This window comes from Streptomyces sp. NPDC053755, from assembly GCF_040677675.1.
GTDB lineage: Bacteria > Actinomycetota > Actinomycetes > Streptomycetales > Streptomycetaceae > Streptomyces.
Map to the genome: position 1 here is coordinate 200,860 of NZ_JBFASK010000004.1, position 23,968 is coordinate 224,827.

Annotated in this window: 23 protein-coding genes; 5 read left to right on the forward strand and 18 right to left on the reverse strand. The window is 72.2% G+C overall.

The features are described 5' to 3' along the window. Positions 1-97 precede the first annotated feature (97 nt). From AB0K65_RS07025 to AB0K65_RS07075, 11 genes are all read right to left on the reverse strand, one after another. A complete protein-coding gene (locus AB0K65_RS07025; protein ID WP_365714697.1) occupies positions 98-625 on the reverse strand; it encodes an O-acetyl-ADP-ribose deacetylase in 528 nt (175 codons plus the stop codon). Between the two features lie 52 nt (positions 626-677). Next, positions 678-2,105, reverse strand: a complete 1,428-nt coding sequence (locus AB0K65_RS07030; RefSeq protein ID WP_365714698.1) for an NAD(P)/FAD-dependent oxidoreductase — start codon at positions 2,103-2,105, stop codon at positions 678-680. Between the two features lie 155 nt (positions 2,106-2,260). Then, positions 2,261-2,884, reverse strand: a complete 624-nt coding sequence (locus AB0K65_RS07035; protein WP_365714699.1) for a class I SAM-dependent methyltransferase — start codon at positions 2,882-2,884, stop codon at positions 2,261-2,263. 211 nt (positions 2,885-3,095) lie between these two features. After that, on the reverse strand, positions 3,096-4,628 hold the full coding sequence (locus tag AB0K65_RS07040; RefSeq protein ID WP_365714700.1) for an NCS1 family nucleobase:cation symporter-1: 1,533 nt from the start codon (positions 4,626-4,628) through the stop codon (positions 3,096-3,098). Positions 4,629-4,702: 74 nt separating this feature from the next. Next, positions 4,703-5,704, reverse strand: coding sequence for a TIGR03842 family LLM class F420-dependent oxidoreductase (locus tag AB0K65_RS07045; RefSeq protein WP_365714701.1), 1,002 nt, complete (start codon positions 5,702-5,704; stop codon positions 4,703-4,705). An 11-nt stretch (positions 5,705-5,715) separates the two neighbouring features. After that, complete coding sequence (gene hydA / locus AB0K65_RS07050; protein ID WP_365714702.1) at positions 5,716-7,119, reverse strand: dihydropyrimidinase; 1,404 nt, start codon at positions 7,117-7,119, stop codon at positions 5,716-5,718. Between the two features lie 145 nt (positions 7,120-7,264). Beyond that, on the reverse strand, positions 7,265-8,545 hold the full coding sequence (locus AB0K65_RS07055; RefSeq protein WP_365714703.1) for an aspartate aminotransferase family protein: 1,281 nt from the start codon (positions 8,543-8,545) through the stop codon (positions 7,265-7,267). Further along, positions 8,542-9,384: a nitrilase-related carbon-nitrogen hydrolase gene (locus AB0K65_RS07060; RefSeq protein ID WP_365714704.1), complete on the reverse strand. Its 843-nt coding sequence runs from the start codon at positions 9,382-9,384 to the stop codon at positions 8,542-8,544. Before AB0K65_RS07060 ends, AB0K65_RS07055 begins: the two co-directional genes overlap by 4 nt. Before the next feature lie 245 nt (positions 9,385-9,629). Further along, positions 9,630-11,018, reverse strand: coding sequence for a UL36 very large tegument protein (locus AB0K65_RS07065; RefSeq protein WP_365714705.1), 1,389 nt, complete (start codon positions 11,016-11,018; stop codon positions 9,630-9,632). A gap of 108 nt (positions 11,019-11,126) precedes the next feature. Continuing rightward, on the reverse strand, positions 11,127-11,507 hold the full coding sequence (locus AB0K65_RS07070) for a PPOX class F420-dependent oxidoreductase (protein WP_365714706.1): 381 nt from the start codon (positions 11,505-11,507) through the stop codon (positions 11,127-11,129). A gap of 33 nt (positions 11,508-11,540) precedes the next feature. Then, positions 11,541-11,792: a helix-turn-helix transcriptional regulator gene (locus AB0K65_RS07075; protein ID WP_365714707.1), complete on the reverse strand. Its 252-nt coding sequence runs from the start codon at positions 11,790-11,792 to the stop codon at positions 11,541-11,543. A 32-nt stretch (positions 11,793-11,824) separates the two neighbouring features. Between AB0K65_RS07075 and map the strand changes: the two genes are divergently transcribed. Continuing rightward, a complete protein-coding gene (gene map, locus AB0K65_RS07080) occupies positions 11,825-12,592 on the forward strand; it encodes a type I methionyl aminopeptidase (protein WP_365714708.1) in 768 nt (255 codons plus the stop codon). A 48-nt stretch (positions 12,593-12,640) separates the two neighbouring features. Here map and ggt read toward each other — a convergent pair whose 3' ends face one another. Continuing rightward, a complete protein-coding gene (gene ggt / locus AB0K65_RS07085) occupies positions 12,641-14,482 on the reverse strand; it encodes a gamma-glutamyltransferase (RefSeq protein ID WP_365714709.1) in 1,842 nt (613 codons plus the stop codon). Positions 14,483-14,586: 104 nt separating this feature from the next. On the opposite strand from ggt, the gene AB0K65_RS07090 reads away from it, so the two are divergent. Next, positions 14,587-15,327 carry a hypothetical protein gene (locus AB0K65_RS07090; RefSeq protein ID WP_365714710.1) on the forward strand — a complete coding sequence of 247 codons (741 nt, stop codon included), beginning with the start codon at positions 14,587-14,589 and terminating at the stop codon, positions 15,325-15,327. On the opposite strand, the gene AB0K65_RS07095 is transcribed toward AB0K65_RS07090, so the two are convergent. Continuing rightward, positions 15,299-16,567, reverse strand: a complete 1,269-nt coding sequence (locus AB0K65_RS07095) for a cytochrome P450 (protein ID WP_365714711.1) — start codon at positions 16,565-16,567, stop codon at positions 15,299-15,301. The two genes, AB0K65_RS07090 and AB0K65_RS07095, sit on opposite strands and share 29 nt — an antisense overlap. Positions 16,568-16,674: 107 nt before the next feature. Between AB0K65_RS07095 and AB0K65_RS07100 the strand changes: the two genes are divergently transcribed. The 3 genes from AB0K65_RS07100 (at position 16,675) to AB0K65_RS07110 (ending at position 20,096) form a co-directional block, all read left to right on the forward strand. Continuing rightward, the gene (locus AB0K65_RS07100; RefSeq protein ID WP_365714712.1) at positions 16,675-17,124 is read left to right on the forward strand and encodes a hypothetical protein; all 450 of its coding nucleotides are present in this window, start codon (positions 16,675-16,677) and stop codon (positions 17,122-17,124) included. Positions 17,125-17,259: 135 nt separating this feature from the next. Next, a complete protein-coding gene (locus tag AB0K65_RS07105) occupies positions 17,260-18,423 on the forward strand; it encodes an Ig-like domain-containing protein (protein ID WP_365714713.1) in 1,164 nt (387 codons plus the stop codon). A 125-nt stretch (positions 18,424-18,548) separates the two neighbouring features. Then, positions 18,549-20,096, forward strand: coding sequence for an alpha/beta fold hydrolase (locus AB0K65_RS07110; RefSeq protein ID WP_365714714.1), 1,548 nt, complete (start codon positions 18,549-18,551; stop codon positions 20,094-20,096). A 57-nt stretch (positions 20,097-20,153) separates the two neighbouring features. Here the strand turns inward: AB0K65_RS07110 and AB0K65_RS07115 are convergent, their stop codons facing one another. The 5 genes from AB0K65_RS07115 to AB0K65_RS07135 all read right to left on the reverse strand — a co-directional run bounded on the left by AB0K65_RS07115 (position 20,154) and on the right by AB0K65_RS07135 (position 23,927). Further along, a complete protein-coding gene (locus tag AB0K65_RS07115) occupies positions 20,154-21,026 on the reverse strand; it encodes an amino acid ABC transporter permease (RefSeq protein WP_365714715.1) in 873 nt (290 codons plus the stop codon). Beyond that, positions 21,023-21,667 carry an amino acid ABC transporter permease gene (locus AB0K65_RS07120; RefSeq protein ID WP_365714716.1) on the reverse strand — a complete coding sequence of 215 codons (645 nt, stop codon included), beginning with the start codon at positions 21,665-21,667 and terminating at the stop codon, positions 21,023-21,025. Before AB0K65_RS07120 ends, AB0K65_RS07115 begins: the two co-directional genes overlap by 4 nt. Before the next feature lie 16 nt (positions 21,668-21,683). Beyond that, positions 21,684-22,598 (reverse strand): glutamate ABC transporter substrate-binding protein, encoded by a 915-nt coding sequence (locus AB0K65_RS07125; RefSeq protein ID WP_365714717.1) that lies wholly within the window; start codon positions 22,596-22,598, stop codon positions 21,684-21,686. A 14-nt stretch (positions 22,599-22,612) separates the two neighbouring features. Next, positions 22,613-23,359: an amino acid ABC transporter ATP-binding protein gene (locus AB0K65_RS07130; protein ID WP_365714718.1), complete on the reverse strand. Its 747-nt coding sequence runs from the start codon at positions 23,357-23,359 to the stop codon at positions 22,613-22,615. 130 nt (positions 23,360-23,489) lie between these two features. Next, positions 23,490-23,927: a DUF6278 family protein gene (locus AB0K65_RS07135; RefSeq protein WP_365714719.1), complete on the reverse strand. Its 438-nt coding sequence runs from the start codon at positions 23,925-23,927 to the stop codon at positions 23,490-23,492. Positions 23,928-23,968: the final 41 nt, after the last annotated feature.

A 23,968-nucleotide genomic window follows, 5' to 3' on the forward strand; every position in this document is an offset into this window, starting at 1 on the left:
CCGGGGGGTGTCTTTCCTACCCAGTCACCCTATCCGAGCCGTCGTTGCGGGGCTCTGCGAGTGGTCCGTTCGGCAGGGCAGGCCCACTCCGGGCCGGTCACGGGGCATGCCGGGCGAAGGCCGTGTACGCCGTGTCGTCGAAGAGCACGAAGCGGACCTCCTCGACGGCCGTCGTCCTCGTCGCCAGCACGGTCTCGACGGCGATGCGGGCCCCGTCGTCCAGGGGCCAGCCGTAGACACCGGTCGAGATCGCGGGGAAGGCGACGGTGCGGGCGCCGAGCTCGTCCGCGACGCGCAGCGAGGCGCGGTAGCAGGAGGCCAGCAGGGCGGAGCGGTCCTGGTCGCGGGACCAGACGGGTCCGACGGTGTGGACGACCCAGCGGGCGTCGAGGCGCCCCGCGGTGGTGGCGACGGCCTGTCCGGTGGGGAGGCCACCGCCGTGGTGAGCGGCGCGCAGCGCCCGGCACTCCGCCAGGATCTCGGGGCCGCCCCGGCGGTGGATCGCGCCGTCGACCCCGCCGCCGCCCAGCAGGGAGGAGTTCGCCGCGTTGACGATCGCGTCGACGTGCTGCGCGGTGATGTCGCCGCGCACGAGCGTGATTCCGGGAGGCGCCGTGGAGGTCATACGGCCATCCTCCCCCGCACGGGGTCGCACGCGCTCCCCGGTTTCCGCCGCGTCAGCCGCGTGCCGAGCGCAGGCGGCGCCATACCGCCTTGGCCGCGTTGTGGCCGGACATGCCGTGGACGCCCGGCCCCGGCGGCGTCGCGGAGGAGCAGAGGAAGACGGCGGGGTGCGGGGTGCGGTAGGGGGAGAGGGAGAGCTTGGGGCGCAGCACCAGCTGGAGTCCGCGGGCCGCGCCGCAGGCGATGTCGCCGCCCACGTAGTTGGGGTTACGGGCGGCGAGCTCGGGCGGTCCGGCGGTGGCGCGCGCCAGGACGCGGTCGCGGAAGCCGGGGGCGAAGCGCTCGATCTGGCGCTCGATCGCGTCGGTGAGGTCACCGTCCCAGCCGTTCGGCACATGGCCGTACGCCCAGAAGACGTGCTTGCCCTCGGGCGCGCGGGAGGGGTCGACGAGGCTGGGCTGGGCGGTGATCAGGAAGGGCGTGCGGGGGGCCGTACCGGAGGCGGAGGACGCCTGGTGGAGCGCGGTGCCGATCTCGGCGGTGGAGGGGCCGATCTGGACGGTCCCGGCGCGGCGGGGCGCCTCGGCCGTCCAGGGCACCGGTCCGTCGAGGGCGTAGTCGATCTTGAAGACACTGGCGCCGTAGCGGTAGCGGTCGTAGTGGCCGCCGAAGCCGGCGATCCTCGCGAGGGCGGTGGGCGAGGTGTCGAAGACGTACGCGCGGGCCGGCGGCAGGTCGTCGAGGCGCTTGACGTGGAAGTCGGTGTGCACGGAGCCGCCCAGGTCCCTCAGATACGCGGCGAGGGCGTCCGAGATCGCCTGGGAGCCGCCCCGGGGCATCGGCCAGCCGCCCGCGTGGGCGGCCAGCGCGAAGACGAGGCCGATCGCCGAGGTGGCGAACCCGTCGAGGGGTGCGATGACATGGGCGACGAGCCCGGCGAACAGGGCGCGCGCCTTGTCGTCCCGGAAGCGGCGCAGCAGCCAGGTGGAGGGCTGGAGTCCGTCGATGCCGAAGCGGGCGAGCGTGACGGGGTCGCGGGGCAGTGCGGTCAGCGGCAGGGACATGAAGTCCCTCGCCAGCGTGTCGAATCGGCCGACGTAGGGGGCGACGAGCCGTCGGTAGGTGCCGGCGTCGCGCGGTCCGAAGGAGGCGGCGGTCTCCGCGACGGACCGGGAGAGCACGGCGGCGGTGCCGTCGCCCCACGGATGGGCCATGGGCAGCGGCGGGTGCAGCCACTCCAGGCCGTACCGGTCCAGGGGCATCGTCCTGAAGACGGGCGAGTTGACGCCGAGCGGGTGCACGGCGGAGCAGGGATCGTGCCGGAAGCCCGGCAGGGTCAGCTCCTCGGTCCGCGCACCGCCGCCGACCGTGGAGGCGGCCTCGAAGAGCGCGACGGAGAATCCCCGTCGGGCCAGCTCCACCGCGGCGGTCAGTCCGTTGGGGCCCGCCCCCACGACGACGGCATCGAGCATCGACGGCACGTTCGGACTCCTTCGTCGGCCACCGGCCGCCGTCCGGCGACCGGCACGACCAAGAATAGGCTCCGGACGCCTCACGGGATCCGCGAGGGGTCCGGCAGCCGGACCGCCGCGGCGGCGCCCGGTGAAGCGCCCGCGCGGCGGGTCCGGTGGGGCGGTCAGGGAGCGGTGACCGTACCGACGAGGACGAACTCGTTGTACGGGAAGACCTTTCCGACCGACCGGGGGAAGGGGAAGGAGTAGGTCCGCGAGACGCCGAGTCCCGCCTTCTCCGCGTGGCGCCGCAGTTCCTCGAAGCCGACGAAGCGCACGTGCGTGGCGTCGGTGCGGTAGCCGGCTTCCTGCGGGGTGATCAGGACGACGTTGCCGCCCGGCTTCACGAGGGGCAGGTACTGCGCGAGGACCGTGACCGCCAGTTCCTCGTCCATGTGCTCCAGCACGTGGGCGCAGAGGAGGCTGTCGAAGGAACCGGGACCGCAGTCCTCGGCCTTGGCCAGCTCGTCGGGGGTGTAGGCGGTCAGGCCGCGCTCCCGGCAGGTGGCGACGGAGTGCTCGTTGTGGTCGACGCCCACACTGTCCGGACCGCAGTTGAGCAGGTTGCGTCCGAGACCGCAGCCGACGTCGAGGACGCGGCCGAGCTTGAGGCGGCGCAGGTTCCATCTGTAGGGCGCCTGGGTGGGCAGGAACCTCTTGAGTCCCGATTGCTCCAGATGAGCCAGCCGCTGGGTGTACTCGGAGGACTCGGTCCCGGATTCGCGGGGCCTGTCCTGGATGCCGGCCATCGGCAACCGCCTAACTTTCCGCTTTGCCATGGGAAACCACGCTGTGCAGGAGTGATCGCCGGTGTGATCGGCGACACTTCAGGCTAGGGGACGACGAAGCAGAAGGTAAAGGGCCGGACGGCTTTCGGCCCCACGAATCCCGGACGCCCCACAAGTCCCACGGGAGCGGCCCTGGTCGCGGTGTCGCCCGGTCCGGCGCCCGTACATCCGTTCAGGAGGTGGCGCTCCCGCCCCGGAACCGGCGGGGTGCCATGAGAGCCGTGTAGAGGATCAGGGAGGTCCCGAGGCCCACCGCCCAGCCGTAGTCGGCGAGCGGCCGAAGGAAGGGGATGAGACCGTCCTCCGGGAAGGGGCCCTTGCCCGGTTCCGAGTGCGAGCCGCCGACCGCCAGGACGCCTCCGACGGTGAAGGCGGCGACCGCGACCGGGTTCCAGCCGCCCGCGTACCAGTAGGGACCGTGGGGCCGGTAGAGCCCGGCCAGGTCGAGGACGGTGCGGCGCACGAACCAGTAGTCGGCGATGAGGATGCCGGCCACCGTGCCGAGCAGGCCGCCGACCAGACCGAGCCACGTGAAGATGTACAGCTCGGGGGTGGCGGTCAGCTTCCAGGGCATGATCAGCACCCCGACCACCCCGGTGATCAGCGCACCCCTGCGGAAGTCGATCAGCTTCGGCGCGAGGTTGGCCAGGTCGTAGGCGGGCGACACCACGTTCGCGGCGATGTTCACCGAGATCGTGGCGACGAGCACCGTCACCAGGGCGAAGAGCAGCCCGAAGACGTTGTCCGTCCGGGCGGCCAGCGCCACCGGGTCCCAGACGGGAGCTCCGTACACCGCCTGTGATCCGGAGGTGACGAACACCGAGAGCAGCGCGAACAGGGTCATGGTCGTGGGCAGGCCGAGGCTCTGGCCGATGACCTGGGCACGCTGCCCGGCACCGAAGCGGGTGAAGTCCGGGATGTTGAGGCTCAGGGTCGCCCAGAAGGCGATCATGCCCATCAGGGACGGGAAGAAGACGGTCCAGAAGTCAGCGCCCCAGCCCAGCCGCGACGGCTGGTCGAGCAGCGGCCCGAGGCCGCCCGCCTTCACCGCGATCCACACCAGCAGCGCCAGCGCGCCGACGATGACGAACGGCGCCGCCCAGTTCTCGAAGCGCCGCAGCGCCTCCATCCCCCGGTGGATGATGGCGAGTTCGAGGACCCAGAAGAGGACGAAGCAGAGCCAGAGCGTCCACGGCTGCCCGCCCACCTGGGCGGCCTGCGCCCAGCCGCCGAAGATCTTGTCGAGCAGGACGAAGATCCCCTGTCCGCCGATCCAGGTCTGGATGCCGAACCAGGCGCAGGCGACTCCGGCCCGGATCAGCGCCGGCAGGTTGGCCCCGCGCAGCCCGAAGGAGGCCCGGGCGAGGACGGGGAACGGGATGCCGTACTTGGGTCCGGCGTGGCCGGTGAGCAGCATCGGCAGGAGCACGATGACGTTGGCCAGGGCGATGGTGAGGACGGCCTGCTTCCAGTCCATGCCGAGGGCGACCAGACCGGAGGCGAGCAGCCACGAAGGGATGTTGTGGGCCATGCCGACCCACAGCGCGGCGAAGTTGTACGTCGTCCAGCGGCGCCGTTCGACGGGGACGGGCAGCAGGTCCTCGTTGACGAACCGGCTGTCGGTGGGGGCCGCGTCGGGTGCGAGTTCGACGCGGCCCCCGGCTATGGCGGGTTCGGGTCTCCCCGGGGGAACGGTTGCGGTCATGGCGGCGGGCCCCTTCTTCGGGAACGGTGCTCTGGTACGGACGAGGCCGCGGGCCGGGGGCCGAAGGCGGCGGGTCAGGCGCCGAGCGCGGGGATGATCTCGGAGCCGTAGGCGTCGATGGTGGTCTCCTTGGCGTCGTGCATGGCGTACACGGCGAACTGGTCGACGCCCATGTCGCGCAGCCTCCGCAGCTTCTCCACGTGCGCCTCGGCGGGGCCGAGGAGACAGAAGCGGTCGACGATCTCGTCGGGGACGAAGTCGGTGGAGGGGTTGCCGGCCCGGCCGTGATGGCTGTAGTCGTAGCCGTGCCGGTCCTTGACGTAGGCGGTGAGTTCCTCGGGCACCATCCCGGAGTGCTCGCCGTACCGGGACACCAGGTCCGCGACGTGGTTGCCGACCATCCCGCCGAACCAGCGGCACTGCTCGCGGGCATGGGCCAGGTCGTCGCCCACGTAGGCCGGCGCGGCCACGCAGATGGTGAGGGCGTCGGGGTCGCGGCCCGCGTCGGAGGCGGCCTGCCGGACCGCCTTGACCATCCACTCGGTGAGGAAGGGGTCGGCGAGCTGGAGGATGAAGCCGTCGGCCTTCTGCCCGGCGAGCGCCAGGGCCTTCGGGCCGTAGGCGGCCATCCAGACCGGCAGGCGGCCGTCCTTCACCCAGGGGATGCGGATCGCGCTGCCGTCGACCTCGGCCTCGCGGCCCTCGGCGAGGTCGCGGATGACGTCGATGGCCTCGCCGAGCCGCGCCAGGGTGTTGGGCTTGCGGCCCGCCACCCGCATCGCGGAATCGCCGCGGCCGATGCCGCAGACGGTCCGGTTGCCGTACATCTCGTTGAGGGTGGCGAAGGTGGAGGCGGTGACCTCCCAGGTCCTCGTCCCCGGGTTGGTGACCATCGGGCCGACGGTCAGCTTGGTGGTGTGCTCCAGGATGCGGCTGTAGATGACGAAGGGCTCCTGCCAGAGCACGGCGGAGTCGAAGGTCCAGCCGTAGCGGAAGCCGTTGCGTTCCGCCCGGCGCATGAGGCCGACGACCGCCGAGGCGGGCGGGTCGGTCTGCAGGACGAGTCCGAAGTCCACGTCTGCTTCTCCTAGTTCAGGTACTGACAGGTGGAGCGGGGGATGAAGCAGCCGTGTCCGGCCCGGCCGGTGTACTCCCGCTTGTCAATGACGACCTCGCCGCGTGAGAGGACGGTCTCGACCTGGCCGGTGACGGTCTTCCCCTCGTACGCGGAGTAGTCGACGTTCATGTGGTGGGTCTGCGCCGAGAGCGTCTGCCGGACGTGCGGGTCGTAGATCACGACGTCGGCGTCCGCGCCGGGGGCCAGGGTTCCCTTCTGCGGATAGAGGCCGAACATGCGCGCCGGAGTCGCGCAGGCGATCTCGATCCAGCGTCGGCGGGTGATGTGCCCGTCGACGACGGCCTGGTGCAGCAGGTCCATCCGGTTCTCGACCCCGGGGAGGCCGTTGGGGATCTTGGAGAAGTCGCCGCGGCCGAGTTCCTTCTGGCCGGCGAAGCAGAAGGGGCAGTGGTCGGTGGAGACGACCTGGAGGTCGTTGGTCCGCAGGCCGCGCCAGAGGGCCGCCTGGTGTTCCCGGGGGCGCAACGGCGTGGAGCAGACGTACTTCGCGCCCTCGAAGCCGGGCTCGGCGAGGTTGTCGGTGGAGAGGAAGAGGTACTGCGGGCAGGTCTCGCCGAAGACGTTCAGCCCCATGTCCCGGGCGGCGGCCAGCTCCCGCACCGCCTCGTCGGCGGAGACGTGGACGACGTAGAGGGGCGCCCCGGCCACCCGGGCGAGCTGGATGGCCCGGTGGGTGGCCTCGGCCTCCAGGAGCACCCGGCGGACCTCGCCGTGGTAGCGCGGATCGGTCTCCCCCCGGGCCAGCGCCTGCTCGACGAGGACGTCGATCGCGATGCCGTTCTCGGCGTGCATCATGATCAGCCCGCCGTTGCCGGCGGAGCGCTGCATGGCGCGCAGGATCTGTCCGTCGTCGCTGTAGAAGACACCCGGGTACGCCATGAAGAGCTTGAAGGAGGTGACACCCTCCTCGACGAGCTTGTCCATCTCCTTGAGCGTGTGCTCGTTGACGTCGGAGAGGATCATGTGGAACGCGTAGTCGACGGCGCAGACGCCGTCCGCCTTGGCGTACCAGGTGTCGAGGCCTTCGCGCAGGGTGTGGCCGACGCTCTGGACGGCGAAGTCGACGATGGTGGTGGTACCACCCCAGGCGGCGGCGCGGGTTCCGGTCTCGAAGGTGTCGGAGGCGGAGGTGCCGCCGAAGGGCAGTTCCATGTGCGTGTGCGCGTCGACGCCGCCGGGGATGACGTAGCGGTCGGTGGCGTCGATGGTCCGCTCGGCGGTCCACCGGGCGGCGGCGTCGGAGCCGTGCGTGGCGAGGGCGGCGATGCGGCCGTCCTCGATCAGGACGTCGGCGTGCAGCTCGTCGGCGGCGGTGACGACCAGTCCGCCGCGGATGAGGGTACGGGTACTCACAGGTCTCCCCCTGACAGGAACCGGGTGGGTGCGCTGGGGTGCGAGGGACTTCGGGGCAGGGACGGAGGGCGCGGGCCGCGCGGCGGCGACGTGGCGGGGGCGAAGAGGGCAGCGGAACGGGCGTGGGCGGCGACGCACGGACGGGCTACAGGGAGCGGAGCGCCTCTTCGAGGATCGCGGCCCCCTCCTCCGCCTCGGCGACCGTGAGCGAGAGGGGCGGGGCGATGCGCAGGGTGCTGGTGCTGTGGCCGCCTCCCTTGCCGATGAGCAGCCCGTTCTCGCGGGCGGCCTCCAGGACGGCGGCGGCCGCCTCCGGGTTCGCCTCGTCGGTGCCGGGCACGGTCAGTTCGATGCCGATCATCAGGCCGCGGCCGCGGACCTCCCGCACCGCCTCCACCCCGGCGCCGACGGCGCGCAGCCGTTCCAGGAGGAGTCCTCCGACGCGCCGGGCGTTGCCCTGGAGGTCGTGTTCCAGGAGGTGGCCGAGGTTGGCGAGCCCGGCGGCCATGGTGACGGGGGAACCGCCGAAGGTGGAGATGGAGTTGGCGTCGAGGCAGTTCATGACGTCGGCGCGGGCGACGACCCCGCCGACGGACATGCCGTTGCCGATGCCCTTGGCGAAGGTGAGGATGTCGGGCGGGCCGGCCTGGTCGTGCGCCTGCCAGCCCCAGAAGTGGTCGCCGGTGCGGCCCCAGCCGGTCTGTACCTCGTCGGAGATCCAGAGGATGCCGTGCCGGTCGAGGACGCGGCGGAAGGCGGCGTAGAGCCCGTCGGGCGGGGAGGTGAAGCCGCCGACGCCCTGGACGGGTTCCGCGATCAGCGCGGCGACGTCCCGGGTGTGCCCGAGGAGGTCCTCGAGATCGGCCACGCAGGCCTCGATGAAACGGTCGTCGGTGAGCCGGGCGTACGGGCCGCGGGTGCGGACCCCGCCGTGGACGTACAGGGTCTGGAGCGGGGAGAGCCCGGTGGGAGACCAGGAGCGGTTGCCGGTGATGCCGACGGTCGAGAAGGAGCGGCCGTGGTAGCTGTTGCGCATCGCCAGGATCTGGTTCGAGCGGCGGTACGTGGTCGCGAGCAGCAGCGCCGTGTCGTTGGCCTCGGTGCCGGAGGTGGTGAAGAAGACGCGGGCGTCCGGGATGCCGGAGAGGGCGGCGATCCGCTCGGCGAGTTCCACCATCGGGCGGTTGAGGTAGAGCGTGGACGCGTGGATGATCCGCCCGGCCTGCTCGGCGACGGCCTTGGTGACCTCGGGCAGGGCGTGGGCGGTCATGGTGGTGAGGATGCCGCCGAAGAAGTCGAGGTACCGACGGCCCTCGGCGTCCCAGACGTGGCGGCCCTCGCCGTGGGTGATCTCGAGGGGGTCCCGGTAGTAGAGGGAGACCCAGTCGGGGATGACCGCCTTGTGCCGGTCGTGGAGGGCGCTCACGGGCTCACCAGCCCGTCGTACGCGTCGGGGCGCCGGTCGCGGTAGAACGCCCATTGCTGCCGGACCTCCTCGATCAGGCCGAAGTCGAGGTCCCGGACGACGAGTTCCTCGGCCTTGTCCGAGGCGAGGTCGCCGACGAACCGGCCGCGGGGGTCGACGAAGTAGCTGGTGCCATAGAAGTCGTTGTCCCCGTACTCCTCCTGGCCGACGCGGTTGATGGCGGCGACGAAGTACTCGTTGGCGACGGCGGCCGCGGGCTGTTCCAGCTGCCAGAGGTGGGACGAGAGGCCGCGGTGCGTGGCGGACGGGTTGTAGACCAACTGGGCTCCATTGAGACCGAGTTGCCGCCACCCCTCGGGGAAGTGCCGGTCGTAGCAGATATAGACGCCGACCTTGCCGACGGCGGTGTCGAAGACCGGCCAGCCGGCGTTCCCCGGGCGGAAGTAGTACTTCTCCCAGAAGCCCTTGACCTGGGGGATGTGGTGCTTGCGGTACTTGCCGAGGTAGGAGCCGTCCGCGTCGATCACGGCGGCGGTGTTGTAGTAGAAGCCGGAGTCCTCGATCTCGAAGACGGGGACGACGATCACCATGCCGGTCTCGCGGGCGAGCTCGCGCATGCGCAGGACGGTGGGCCCGTCGGGGACCGGTTCGGCCCAGCGGTAGTGCTCGGGCTCCTGCACCTGGCAGAAGTAGGGGGCGTTGAAGACCTCCTGGAACCCGATGACCTTGGCACCCTGCCGGGCCGCCTCCCGGGCGTGCTCCTCATGCTTGGCGATCATGGATTCGGTGTCGCCCGTCCAGGTCGCCTGGACGAGTGCGGCGCGTACGACAGCGGTCATGAGCTGCTCCTTCGGCACGGCGTCAGAGAGCCTCTACGCACGTAGACGCGGTGCGTAGGAGGAGAACGTAAGCCCCGTCACACCCCGGAGCAAGACCGCCGCCGCGAAGCAACGGAGTCGATCATGTTTCATACCCGAGTGGTCCACGTCGGACACGCACCGACACGTCCCGGGCTGTTCCGGTGTGACCGATGTGACCGGTGCCGGGAGGAGCGGCGCGGGTGCCACGGCGAGGGACGGGGTCGTCAGGCTCCCCCGAATCCGGCGACCCGCAGCGCGTGCGCCAGGTCGCGCGCGCACGCCGGGGACACCGACCCCGCGGCGTCGAGGAGTTGCGGCACCAGCGTCCGCGGGTCGACGCCCGCGAGCCGGGCGGCCTCCTCGGGGGCGTGGACCCGGACGAAGGCGGCCAGGAGGGCCCGCGCCTCGCGGTGGCGTCCCTCGGCGCGCAGGGCGGCACACGCGCCCGCCAGCTCGTCGACGGGACGGGCGACGCCCTGCCGGAGCAGCTGATCGCAGTCCTGGTCCCGGCCCGCGTCCGCGAGCGCACCGGCGACGGCGGCGAGCGGGCCGGGCGGCAGTGTGGCCGCCTCCCAGAGCAGGGTGGACCAGTCCGCCCCGAGGCCCGCCCGGTGCAGCTCCGCGGCGAGCGCGGGCAGCCAGTCGGGCGGACCGGCGAGCGCCTCGCAGAGCAGGGCGTGCGCCTCGCCGCTGCGGCCCTGGGCGCGCAGCCGGCCCAGGGCGTAGACCGCGTTCCCCGCGGCGCGTGCCGCCTCTTCGACGGCGTCCGCGGAAGGGGTACGGGGGCGGGAGGCTGCGGTGGTCGCGGACCCGCCGAACCGGGCGCCGCGCGGGGCGGCCGCCGCGTCCATGGCGGCGTGGGGCACCGCGACGGCCGGGGGAACCTCCTCGTCCTCGTCCATCCAGGCGTACCGGGCGCCTCGGGGGCGCCGCTTGACCGGGGCGGGATCGGCGACCCGCGCGGGGGTGGCGGGGGCCCCGCGTCCTGCGGCCCCCGTCGCCCCGCCGGGGTCGGCCCCGGGCGCGAAGGTGATGCCGGTCGCGGGTGCGGTGACGGCGACGGGCCCGGGGCGGGCGGGGCTTTCGGGTGCGGCCCCGGTTGCGGGCCCACCCTCCCCGGTCGCGGTCAGACGGGCCAGACGGGTGGTCAGTGCGGCGATCCGGGCCGTAGCCCGGCTGTGGTCGTCCCGGCACCAGGCGAGTTCGTTGCGGAGGCGGGGCGCTTCCGGGGAGGCGGGAGCCGCCCCGAGGCGGGCACCCAGTTCCAGCAGGCGGCGCTCCGCGTACCGCCGCTCCCGCTCCCGCAGCTCCCTGCGCTCGCGCAGGGCCTCGGCGCCACCCGGGCGCCGGTCGTGGGCCGCGGCCGCCGCCGCGTACAGCGCCCTGGCCCGCACGGTGTGAGGGCCGGCGGGATCCTCGCCCGCGTCCTGGAGGAGGGACGCCACGAGGTCCCAGGGCATGACCTCCGTGCCGTCGAAGCAGGCCCTCAGACCTTCCGGTTCGCGGCTCACGAAGACGCCGTACCAGCCCTCGTCCGGCTTCAGGCGGGCCGCCAGGTCTCGGAGACAGCCCGCGAACGCCGCCATCTCCGCAGGGAGTTGATACACCGTCATACAGCCCGCACCGCCCACGCCCTCGACTGGGACCTTCCGGTCCGCGGTATTCGACCGCAGTCGTGTTACGGGATGGCTACAGACGGTTTTCGTGCGGCGACCCGCCCGTCAGAACGTCACGGCGATGCCGGTGTGCGGCCGCTTGCCGAGGCGGGCGACCATGGCCGGCCAGTCGACGAGCCAGAACTGCCAGGTGTACTTCCGGGCGAGCAGCTTGCGTATCCGGCGCAGCTCCTCCCCCTCCACGAGACGGGCGGTCCCCTCGACGGGGGCCGCGCCCGCGTCGACGTTTCCGCGCACGTCGCAGGGGGTGACGACGACCCGGGGGTCGTTGCGCAGGCGCTTGACCTTCCAGGAGTCGGTGCGGGTCCACGCGTACAGCACGTCACCCTCCACCGCGTACCAGACGGGCGTCGCCACCCCGGTGCCGTTCCTGCGGAAGGTGGTCAGGCTGACATAGCGGCCGCGTCGCAGCTCCTCGGGCATCATGCGGCCGAGGTTATGCCACCGGGCCGGAGGGGATCAGACCGGCACCAGCGCGCAGCGCGTGACGACCTCGTCCAGGGAGAGGCCGAGGACGCCGGCCAGGGCCGCGACGGTGAAGAAGGCGGGGGTCGGGGCCCGCCCGGTCTCGATCTTGCGGAGCGTCTCGGCGGAGAGGCCCGCGGCCGAGGCGATCTCGGCCATGGACCGGCCGCCGCGCGCCTCGCGCAGCAGCAGTCCGAGCCGCTCGCCGCGTTCACGCTCTTCCGGGGTCAAGGGGGTGCGCACCATGGCACCATTCTAATACCGGTATAGTAATTGGCATGGTGGAGATCAAGACGGACACGTCCCTGCAGGCGATGCGCGAGGCGGGAAGGGTCGTCGCGCACGCGCTGGCGGCGGTACGGGAGCAGGCGGCGCCGGGGGTCACCCTGGTCGAACTGGACCGGATCGCCCGGGCCGTGCTCGACGAGGCCGGGGCGGGCTCGCCGTTCCTGGGGTACCACCCCGACTGGACACCGGTGCCGTTCCCGGCCGTCGTCTGCGCCTCGGTGAACGACGCGATCGTGCACGGCATCCCGGACGACCGCCCCCTCGCGGACGGGGACCTCGTGTCCGTCGACTGCGGCGCCACCCTGGGCGGCTGGGTCGGCGACGCGGCCGTCAGCTTCACCGTCGGCCGCGCCCGGGCCGAGGACACCCGCCTGATCGACACGGCGTACGCGGCGCTGGAGGCCGGCATCGGGGCGGCCGTCGTCGGCAACCGCATCGGCGACATCGCCCATGCCGTCGGCCGGGTGTGCCGCCGCGCGGGCTACGGCATCGCGGACGGCTTCGGCGGCCACGGCATCGGCCGCAGCATGCACGAGGACCCGGGCGTCCCCAACGAGGGACGCCCGGGGCGGGGCATGCCGCTGCGCCACGGCATGGTCATCGCGATCGAGCCGATGCTGATCGCCGGCGGCGGGGACCACCACTACACGGCCGCGGACGGCTGGACGGTCCGCACCCTGGACGGCTCGCGCGCGGCCCACACCGAACACACGGTGGCGATCACCGACGACGGCCCCCGGATCCTGACGGCCCTCTAGAATCCGGCCGCCGCGGCTCCGGGGCGTGCAGGCCACCGGGGCCGCGGTTCACCCCCGGGGCCGTACGACCATCGCCGAACCGCCGCCCCTGCGGACCGTCTCCGCCGCCGCCACCCAGCGGCCGTCCGGCAGGCGTTGCACGCCCGTCGCCGCACCGATCTCCGGGTTCTGCCGGAAGCCGTGGCCGATCGCCTCGAGCTCGCCCCTCAACGGGCTGTTCCAGAGGCCCGGTTCCAGTTCCGTCGTCGTCTGGTTGCGCTGACTGGCCCGGGGCGCGGCGATCGCGTCCACGAGGGGCAGCCCCCGGTCGACGACGCCGGTCAGCGTCTGCAGCACGGTGGTGATGATCGTCGCCCCGCCCGGGGACCCCAGGGCGAGCACCGCCCGCCCGTGCCGGTCGAGCACGATGGTCGGGGCCATGGACGAACGGGGCCGCTTGCCGGGGCCGGGCAGGTTCGGGTCGTGGACCGCCGGGTTCGCCGGGGCGAAGGAGAAGTCGGTCAGCTCGTTGTTGAGCAGGAAGCCGCGCCCCGGCACGGTGATCCCGCTGCCGCCGGTCGACTCGATGGTCAGCGTGTAGGCGACGACGTCGCCCCACTTGTCCGCCACGGTGAGGTGCGTGGTGTTCTCGCCCTCGTAGGTGGTCGGCGCCGCCGTCCCGCCGCTCGCGCAGTCGGCCGGGTGGCGCGGGTCGCCGGGGGCGAGCGGGCTGGTCAGGACGGCGTCGTCGCGGATCAGGCACGCCCGTGAGTCGGCGTACCGCTGCGAGAGCAGGCCGCGCACGGGGACGTCCTCGAAGGCCGGGTCGCCGACCCAGCGGCCCCGGTCGGCGAACGCGATCCGGCTCGCCTCGATGAAGCGGTGCAGGTACCCGGCCTGGGAGGCGGCGGAGAGGTCGGTGCGCTCCAGGATGTTGAGGGCCTCGCCGACGCTGGTGCCGCCGGAGGACGAGGGGGCCATGCCGTAGACGTCGAGGCCGCGGTACGAGACCTTCGTGGGCAGGCGCCGTACGGTCTCGTACGCCCGCAGGTCGCGCTCCGTCAGGTCCCCGGCGCGGACGACCCGCGTGGCGCCCTGCCGCACCGGCGGCCTGCGCACCGTGTCGACGATGTCCCGGGCCAGCGGTCCGCGGTAGAGCGCGCCGACACCTTCCCGGCCGAGCTTCTCGTACGTACGGGCGAGATCGGGGTTGGTGAAGGTGGAGCCGACGACGGGCAGGGCCCCGCCCGGCAGGAAGAGCTTCGAGGAGGCGGGGAAGTCGCGGAAGCGGGCCTCGTTGGCGGCCGTCTGGGCGCGGAAGGTCGGGTCGACGGTGAAGCCCTCCCTGGCCAGCCGTGTGGCCGGTTCGAGGAGCCGGCGCAGCGGTTTGCTGCCCCAGGCGTCGAGGGCGGTCCGCCAGGTCGCCGGGGTGCCAGGGGTGCCGACGCTCCGGCCGCTGGTCATGGCCTCCTCGAAGGGGAGGGGCTTGCCGTCCTCCAGGAAGAGGCCCGCGTCCGCCGACAACGGGGCGGTCTCGCGGCCGTCGACAGTGCGCACCGAGCGGGTCTCGGCGTCGTAGTGGACGAGGTAGCCGCCGCCTCCGATGCCGGCCGAGTACGGTTCGGTGACGCCGAGGGCCGCGGCCACGGCGACCGCCGCGTCGACCGCGTTGCCGCCGTCGCGGAGCACCTCGATCCCGGCGGCGGAGGCGTCCGCGTCGACGCTGGCGACGGCTCCCCCGTATCCGACCGCGACCGGTACCTTCGCCGGTGGCGGGGCGCCGGTCGCGGCGGGCGCCCGGGTCCCGGCCGCCGCCCCGGTGGCGGTCGGCGGGGCCGCTGCCCCCACCGAGAGCAGTACGGTCGCGGCGACGACGAGAACCGACCCATTCCGGGCGACGGAACGACGCATCCCTACCTCCAGTCAACAGCCGTCCGCGCAGCGTAACTTCCGGGAGAGCCCGTCGTCAGGACCGCCTCGAACGCGGCGCCGCTCCCCCGCTAGCATGCGCGCCCATGAATGAAGACCTGCGCAATGTCGTCCTCGGCGTGCTCGCGACCGGCGTCAGCGCGTCGCTGGGCTGGCTGGCCCGGACGTATCTCTGGCGCCGCAAGCTCCGGCGCAAGCAGGCGTTCTTCGGCCTGACCGGGGGCTCCGACTGCCTGCTCGTGGTGAACCGCAAGGCGGGCAGCGAGAGGGCGGTGCACAACGTCGACGTCTCCGCGCTGCTCGAACTCTCCGCACTGATCAAGGACTGCGGTGCGCGGCCGGAGATAGTCCAGCACGACATGGCCCGGCAGGGGCTGGGCGACCGGGCGGAGTTCTGTGTCGGCGGCCCTTACTCCAACCGGCGGATGGCCGCGCACCTCGGGTCCCTGCTGCCGGGGCTGAAGGTCAACGTGGAGTCGGAGCCGGTCGCGGACCGAGGCATGTTCACGATCGGCGAGGAGACGTACCGGGCCGACCCCGGGAACACGGAGTACGCCCTCCTCGCCCGGCTCACCGGGGGCGAGGGCGGCCTGCCGGTCTTCCTGTTCTGCGGCCAGTACGCGGTCACGAACCAGGCGGCGACCCGGTATCTGGCCCGGCACCACGAGAAGCTGGCGCGGAAGTACGGCTCCGGGCCCTTCGTCCTCCTCCTGAAGGTGGTCAACTCCGAGGCTTACGGCCCCGATGTGGTGGAGCTGGTCGCCGACGTGACCCGGCAGGCTCGGGAGGCGCGGGAGGCTAGCGCACCCGAAGCGGCAGCGACGTGATCCCGTTGACGAAGTTGGAGACCAGACGGCGGGGCGGGCCGGCCGGGGTGAGGCCGGTGAGGGTGCCCCGCGCCGCCGCGGCCCTCACCTCCTCGTGCAGGACCCGCAGCTGCAGCCGGGCGAAGTGGGCGCCGAGGCAGACGTGCGGGCCGTCCCCGAAGGAGACGTGGGGGTTGGGATTCCGGCCGAGGTCGAGCCGGTGGGGGTCGGGGAAGACGCGCTCGTCGTGGTTGGCGGAGGCGTGGAAGACGACGACCTTGTCTCCGGCGGCGATGGCCTGACCGGCGACCGCGGTGGCGCGGGCGGCGGTGCGCCGGAAGGAGAGCACGGGCGGGTGGACGCGCAGGAGCTCTTCCACCGCCCGGTCCACGGGCACCTCGCCGCTCCACAGCCGCCGGCGCTCGTCCGGGTTGCCGGCGAGGGCGAGCAGTCCGCCCGGGGCCGCGGAGCGCACGGTGTCGTTGCCGGCGACGGTCAGCAGGAAGAAGAACATCTCCAGATCCGCTTCCCGGAGTCCGCCGGTGGCCAGCGCGGTCATGACGTCGTCCGCCGGATGCCGCCGCTTGTGCGCGGCCAGGTCCTGGGCATAGGAGAACATCTCGGCCAGCATGGCGGGTGAGCGCGGGTTGACGGGCCGGCCCTCGTGGTCGAGGACGGGCGGCTGGTCGGGGTCCTGGTAGGCGATGACCCGCTCGGTCCAGGCGAGGAGCAGTCCCCGGTCGGCGGCCGGCACGCCGAGGAGGTCGGTGAGGTTGAGCAGGGCGTAGTCGTCGGTGACCTGGCGGACGAGGTCGACCTCCGGCCCCGCCTGCGCCGCGGCGGCTAGCAGCGTCCGGGCCCGCTCGCGGGCGGTCGTCTCGAAGCGTTCGATCCGGCCGGGGGTGAACGCCCGGCTGACCAGCCGTCGCAGGCGGCCGTGGCCCGGCGGGTCCTGGTTGAGCATCATGCGCCGGATGAACGGCAGGTCGGCGGGTTCGGGGTCGCGGATCTGCGTGGCGCCGAGGTGCGAGGAGAACGTCGAGGCGTCCTTGAGGACCCGTACGACGTCCGCGTGACGGGTCACGGCCCAGAAGCCGGGGCCGGGGGGCCAGCCGAGCACCTCGTACTCCTCCTGCCGGGCGACCGGATACCGGTCGCGCAGGATCCGGAAGGCCGCGTGGGGCAGCCCGCGGGCGTAGACGCGGGGATCGAAGACATCGGGGACGCCGGGCGGGCCGGCCACGTCGCTCGCACTCTCCACGGGCCCCAGCGTGGCACGGGGCGCCGGGCCCTGGGGGCGTTCCCGTGAGCGAGGGCGGATACTCGGCGTGGCGCGGACGCCCGCGCCGTCGCGAAGGGGGAGGTTCGGTGGAGATCGCCGCACTGCCGTACATCGACGAGCACGCGACCGTCGTCCCGGTGGGGGCCGACGCCGTCTGGCGCGCTCTGCTCGACGCGCTGGAGGGTTCCTTCGCGGGTTCCGGCGGTGCGCGCTACGCCCGGCTGGTGGGGTGCGCCGACCGTACGGCGTCGGGGCCGCGGCCGCTCGCGGAGGGCTCCGCGCTGCCCGGCTTCCGGGTGACCGTCGCGGACCCGGGACGCGAGCTGTCCCTCGAAGGGCGCCACCGGTTCTCGACGTACGCCCTGACCTTCCGCCTCGACGACGCCGGCCCGGGCCGGACCCGGCTCCGGGCGGAGAGCCGGGGCGCGTTCCCCGGTCCGGCGGGCCGTGTCTACCGAGGTCTGGCCATCGGGACGGGCGGTCACGCGGTGGGGATGCGGCGACTGCTGGGATCGATCGCGCGCCGCTGCGCGTAAGCGGTCCCGGAAGCGGGCGGGGTGGTGTCCCGTCTCACATCCGACATCGGGGAAAAGGATCGGATTGTCGCAACCCTTTCGGTTCCGTGGCCCTCTTGCCCCGCGTAAGAGATCCACACCCGGAGGTCGTCCCACGTGAACCGCATACGCCCGCGCCCCCTGCTCGCCGCCGTGGGGGTTCTCGGCCTGTCCGCCCTCACCTCGTGTTCCGGCGGGACGACGCCGGCCGACGACGGCAAGGAAGCCACGCCGGTGACGCGGATATCGGTGAACCTCACCGGCGAGCGGGCCCCGGCGGGCGAGCCGGTCGTCGTCCGCCTCGCCGAGGGGCGTCTTGCGCGGGTCGAGGTGACCGACTCCCGGGGCGGGCGGCTCGACGGCAAGGTGGCGCCCGACGGGCGGAGTTGGACCTCCGCGCGCAAGGCCGCCCCGGGGACGGCCTACGCGGTCGCGGCGAAGGACGCGGCCGGCGGCAGCGCCACGGCCGCCTTCACCACCGCCCGGGCCGAGAAGGTCAACAAACTGACGCTGGCGCCCGGCAAGGACACGACCGTCGGCATCGGCCAGCCGCTGTCGATCGTCTTCGACCACCCCGTGAAGAACAGGGCCGAGGTCGAGAAGCAGCTGGTGGTCACCACCTCGAACCGCACCGAGGGCTCTTGGGGCTGGATGCGGGACTGGTCCGGCAAGGACAGGGTCGACTGGCGGCCGAAGGAGTACTGGAAGCCCGGCACCCGGGTCACCCTGGACGCCCGGCTGAACGGCGTCGACTCCGGGTCCGGCGGCTGGTTCGTCCGCGACTACACCACCACGTTCCGCATCGGCCGCGCGCAGGTCGTCAAGGTCGACCTCGACCGTCACCGGCTGACCCTGGTGCGGGACGGCGCCGTCGTGAGGGAGGTGCCCGTGTCGGCCGGCACGCCCGGCGGGGAGAAGGCGTCCTGGCGCGGCAGGACGGTGCTGATGTCCAAGGAGGGCACCATCAACATGCGCTCCGAGACGGTCGGGCTCGGCGACGCCTACGACAAGATGGTCGACTACTCGATGCGGCTGACCTGGTCGGGCATGTACGCGCACGCGGCGCCCTGGAACGCGGCCTACTTCGGCACCGCCAACAGGAGCTCCGGCTGCATCGGCATGAGCGACGCCGACGCGCGGGCCGTGTACGACGCGGTGCGGGTCGGCGACCCGTTCGAGATCACCGGCTCCGACGCCAAGGGGACACAGGCCCCGAACAACGGCTACGGCGCGTGGAACCTGTCGTGGGAGGGCTGGCGCGCCACGAGCGCGCTTGACTGACACCGCGTCCAATAATCGTTACCGCCACGTAACTTACCGACCAGTTACCCCGGGTAAGGCATCCCGGTTACCGTCGGGTCACTTTCACTGCCCCCCATCAGTGACACCCCAGTGAGGAGTGACCCGTGCGCATACCCCTGGCCCTCGCCGTCTCGGCCGCTCTCGTGGCGGGGACGGCGCTCGGGCTCGCCCCCGTCGCCCACGCCTCGGAGACCGGCATCCGCTTCGTGGACATCACCGGCGACGGCGGCACCGTCCTCAAGGCCAACGTCGTCACCCCGGCCGGCGCCGACGGCTCCACCCGCTACCCCGTCATCGTGCTGCCCACCAGCTGGGCCATGCCGCAGATCGAGTACCTCGCCCAGGCCAGGAAGCTCGCCGACTCCGGCTACGTCGTGGTCGCGTACAACTCGCGCGGGTTCTGGCAGTCCGGCGGCGAGATCGAGACCGCGGGGCCCAAGGACATCGCCGACGCCACCAAGGTCATCGACTGGGCGCTGGCCCACACCCCGGCCGATCCCGACAAGGTCGGCATGGCGGGCGTCTCGTACGGCGCCGGGATCAGCCTGCTCACCTCCGCGTACGACAAGCGCGTCAAGGCCGTCGCCGCGCTGAGCGGCTGGGCCGACCTCATCGAGTCGATCTACAGCGGCCGCACCCAGCACCTCCAGGCCGCCGCCCTGCTCGGCGGCGCCGGCCATCTCACCGGCCGCCCCGGACCCGAACTCCAGAGCGTCCTCGGCGACTTCCTCTCCTCCAACCTCGCCAAGGAGGAGGAGATGATCGCCTGGGGAGCGAAGCGCTCGGCCGTCACCCACCTGGACCGGATCAACGCCAACGGCGCCGCGATCATGCTCGGCAACGCCTGGGGCGACACCATCTTCCCGCCCAACCAGTACGCGTCCTTCTACGAGAAGCTCCAGGGCCCCAAGCGCCTGGAGTTCCGCCCCGGCGACCACGCCACGGCCGAGGCGACCGGTCTGCTCGGACTGCCCAACGACACCTGGACCAACGCCCACCGCTGGTTCGACCGCCATCTCAAGGGCGCCGACAACGGCATCGACCGCGAGCAGCCCGTCCAGCTCAAGACCCGCTCCGGCGGCGGGTACGAGGGCTACCCCGACTGGAAGTCGGTCGGAGCCGACCAGCGCAGGATCGCCCTGGGGGGCTCGCAGCGGATCTGGGCCAACGTCGACTCCGGGGCCAACGGCGGAGTCGTCCTCCTCTCCAACCTCCTGGACCAGTTCCTCCAGACCCCGCCCGTCGCGTCCGTTCCCCTCCTCCCCCGCGCCTTCGCCGGCGTCTGGCAGTCCGAGCGCCACGACACCGTCCAGAAGGTGCGCGGCACGGCCAGGCTGCACACCACGGTCACCTCCACCAAGGAGAGCGGCACCCTCGTCGCGTACCTCTACGACGTGGGCCCGCTCGGCCTCGGCAAGCTGGTCAGCAACGCCCCGTACACCTTCCACGGGAAGACGCCCGGCACGCCGTTCACCGTCGACCTGGAGCTGTTCTCCACGGCCTACGACGTGCCGGCCGGCCACCGTCTCGCCGTGGTCGTCGACACGGTCGACCCGCTCTACATCGAGCACAACCCGACCGGCGCACAGCTGACCTTCTCCTCGCCGTCGGCCGACCCGTCGTACGTGTCGGTCCCACTGCGGGAGGAGTGATCACCGGCTGCTGCCGGACGGGTACGGCCCCCTCGCGGGCGCCGCGGCCGCGGCGCCCTACGCGCCCGTGGGAGGACCCCCGCCCGGCAGCAGCGTCCCCCGGTCGGGCGGGGGCAGCTCCACGGCCTGCGTCTTGGGGTTGCGGCGCTCCTTGCGCGCCACCCAGGTGGCGAACCACGACAGCAGCAGGCACATCCCGATGTACACCGCCGAGATCACCATCACGACCGGGATGAACGGCAGGTCGTAGTCCAGGTTGGAGGCGATCAGCTTGCCCGCGTGCAGGAACTCCTCGTAGGTGATGAGGAATCCGAGCGAGGTGTCCTTGAGGGCCACCACCAGTTGGCTGATGATGGTCGGCAGCATCGCGCGCAGCGCCTGCGGGACGAGGACGTAGGTCATGACCTGCGTCTTGCGCATGCCGAGCGCGTACGCCGCCTCCCGCTGCCCGCGGTCGACCGAGTGGACTCCGGTACGGAACACCTCCTCCAGCACCGAGCCGTTGTAGAGGGTCAGCCCGGCGACGAGCGCGGGGAGCGGCTGGACCTTCAGCGCGACGAAGATGAAGAAGATCATCACCAGCACGGGCATGGCGCGGAAGAACTCGACGAAGAGGGTCGAGATCCAGCGCAGGACCCGGTGCTCGGAGAGGCGTCCGCAGGCCAGGATCCCGCCGAGCACGAGGGAGAGCACCGAGGCGTAGGCGAAGGCCTTGAGGGTGTTGCCGAGGCCGCGCAGCAGCAGCTCCTGGATTCCCTCGTAGGCGAAGGGCGCCCACTTGGTCGCGGTGAACTGCCCGGTGTCGAAGAGGAGGTACAGGATCCAGCCGGCGAGGGCCAGGATCACCACGGTGGAGAGGACGCCGTAGAGCCGGTGGCGGCGCCGGGTGCCCGGCCCCGGGATGTCGTACAGCGCGGTGGACCGGCTCATCGGGCGACTCCCCAGCGCTTCTCCAGGATGTTGAAGATCGCGCTGATGGTGAGGGTGATGATCAGGTAGCCGACGGCGATCCAGACGAAGGTCCAGACGATGTTGTAGCCGAGTTCGCTCAGCGTCCTGTAGGTGCCGAGGAGTTCGGTGACGCTGAAGGCCCCGGCGATGGCCGAGTTCTTGGCGAGCGCGATGAGCGTGGAGCCGATGGGCGGGATGACCGAGCGGAACGCCTGGGGCAGGACGACGGCGCCCAGGGTCTGACCGAAGGTCATGCCGAGGCTGCGCGCCGCCTCTCCCTGGCCGCGCGGCACGGTGTTGATGCCGGAGCGCAGCGCCTCGCAGATGAAGGCCGAGGTGTAGCAGCCGAGCGCGAGGACCGCGAACACCTCGAAGGGGAGGACGAGACCGAAGCGGGGCAGGCCGAGCATCACGGCGAAGAAGAGCAGGGTGAGCGGGGTGTTGCGCAGCACGGTCACCCAGACGGTGCCGAAGACCCGGAAGGACCCGACCGGGGCGACCCGGAACGACGCCATCAGGAAGCCGAGGACGAGGGCAAGGGCCGAGGCGTAGACGGTGAGTTCCACGGTGCCGAGGAAGCCCTCGCCGTAGAGGGAGAAGTTCTGTGTGAGTACGTCCATGTCGCCGCCGTCCTCCTCAGTTCGCCGGGTAGCGGTCGATGGCGGGCGGCAGGGGGGCGGGCACGCCGGACAGGCCGAGGGTCGCGTCGTACGCCTTCCTCCAGTCGCCGTTCTTCTCGTGGGCGGCGAGGGCGTCGTCCAGGGCGAAGCGCAGGGCGGTGTCCTCGTGGGGAACGCCGATGCCGTAGGGCTCCTTCGAGAACGGCGTGCCGACGACCTTGAGTTCGTCCGGGGCCTTGGCGGCGTATCCCATGAGGATGGTGTCGTCCGTGGTGACGGCGTCGACCTGGAAGGTGAGCAGGTTGTCGACGCAGACCGAGTAGGTGTCGTAGGCGACGAGGTCGGCCTTGGGGTAGTCCTTCTCGATCCGCTGGTACGGAGTGGAACCGGCGGCGGAGCAGACCCGCTTGCCGTCGAGGTCCTGGGGCCCGTCGATGTCGTCCTCGTCGGTGCGGACGAGGAGGGACTGGCCGGCCATGTAGTACGGGCCGGCGAAGCCGACGAGCTTCTTGCGGTTGGCGTTGATCGTGTAGGTGCCGACGTAGTAGTCGATCTGACCGTTCTGCAGGGCGGTCTCGCGGTTGGCCGAGGCGATGGTGCGGAACTCGACGGAGGCGGGGGCGAAGCCGAGCGAGGCCGACATCATCTTGGCGATCTCGATGTCGAAGCCGGAGTACGTCCCGGTGGCCGGGTCCTTCTCGCCCATGTAGGGCTGGTCCTCCTTGGCGCCGACGACCAGGTGGCCGCGCTCCCTCGCCTTGCTCCAGGTCGCGGAGCCGGGCAGCCGGAAGTCGGTCCGGACCTGGTAGACGGGCAGTTCGTCGGGCTGTGGTCCCTTGACCGGCGGGCTGCCCTCCTTGCCGCAGGCGGCCGCCGCGCCCACGGCGAGCAGGAGCACGAGGGCGGCGAGGGTTCGTCGCGTACGGTGCATGGCGTCCCTCCCCGTCAGTGCGTGAGGATCTTGGACAGGAAGTCCTTGGCGCGCTCGCTGCGCGGGGCGGTGAAGAAGTCCTCCGGGCTGCGGTCCTCGACGACGCGGCCGTCGGCCATGAAGACGACCCGGTGGGCGGCCGAGCGGGCGAAGCCCATCTCGTGGGTGACGACGACCATGGTCATGCCCTCGCGGGCGAGCTGCCGCATGACCTCCAGGACCTCGTTGATCATCTCGGGGTCGAGGGCGGACGTCGGCTCGTCGAAGAGCAGGGCCTTGGGGTCCATGGCAAGCGCCCGGGCGATGGCCACGCGCTGCTGCTGGCCGCCGGAGAGCTGGGCGGGGAACTTGTCCGCGTGGGCGGCGAGGCCGACCCGGTCGAGGAGGGCGCGCGAGCGCCGGTCCGCCTCCTCCTTCCCGCGCTTGCGGACCTTGACCTGGGCCAGCGAGACGTTGGCGAGGACGGTCTTGTGTGCGAAGAGGTTGAAGGACTGGAAGACCATGCCGACTTCGGTCCGCAGCCGGGCCAGGGCCTTGCCCTCCGCGGGGAGGGGGCGCCCGTCGACGAGGATCTCGCCCGACTCGACGGACTCCAGCCGGTTCATCGCCCGGCAGAGGGTCGACTTGCCCGAGCCGGACGGTCCGATGACCACCACCACCTCCCCGCGCCCGACGGTGAGGTTGATGTCCTGCAGGACGTGCAACGCGCCGTAGTGCTTGTTGACGTCACGCAGCTCGATCAACGGATCGACGACGGCCATACGCTGCCCTGCCCCATTTCTCAGCGGTGTCGCGGTCAGCGCAAACTATCCAGCACGAAAAGGGACTTGCCGACCGACACGCATAAGCAAGGCATAAGCCGTATTTACTGCACAAGTGCGGAGAAACCGGTCAGTACTCGGCGGCTTCGGCGTACACCTGGGAGAGTTCGGGCGACCCGCTCACCGCCCAGTCGAGACCCGCCTCGACCACGTTGATCTCCCGGCCGGAGGCGAGACGCACGACCGGCTGCCCGCCCGGCCACACCTGCCAGCTCGCGCCGCGCACCGTACGCACGATGACCGTCCCCAGATAGAGCCCGGCGTCGTTGCCCAGCCAGGGCAGCTCCTCCGGGTCGTCGCGCCAGCGCGGGGGGAGTTGGTCGATGGCCGCGAGCGAGCGCGGGGTGTCGTCCAGGGCCACCCCGGCCTCCTGGGCCCTGGCGCGCAGCAGCTCGCACTCGGCGAGCAGCTCCCCCATCCCCTCCGGATCGCGGTCGAAGGCCGCGGCCAGCGGGGTGTCATCGGCTTCACGCCGCTTGCGCCAGTTGTCCAGGAACGGGATGTACATCCGTCCAGCGTCGCACCGCACCCGCGCCCGGCACCACCCGG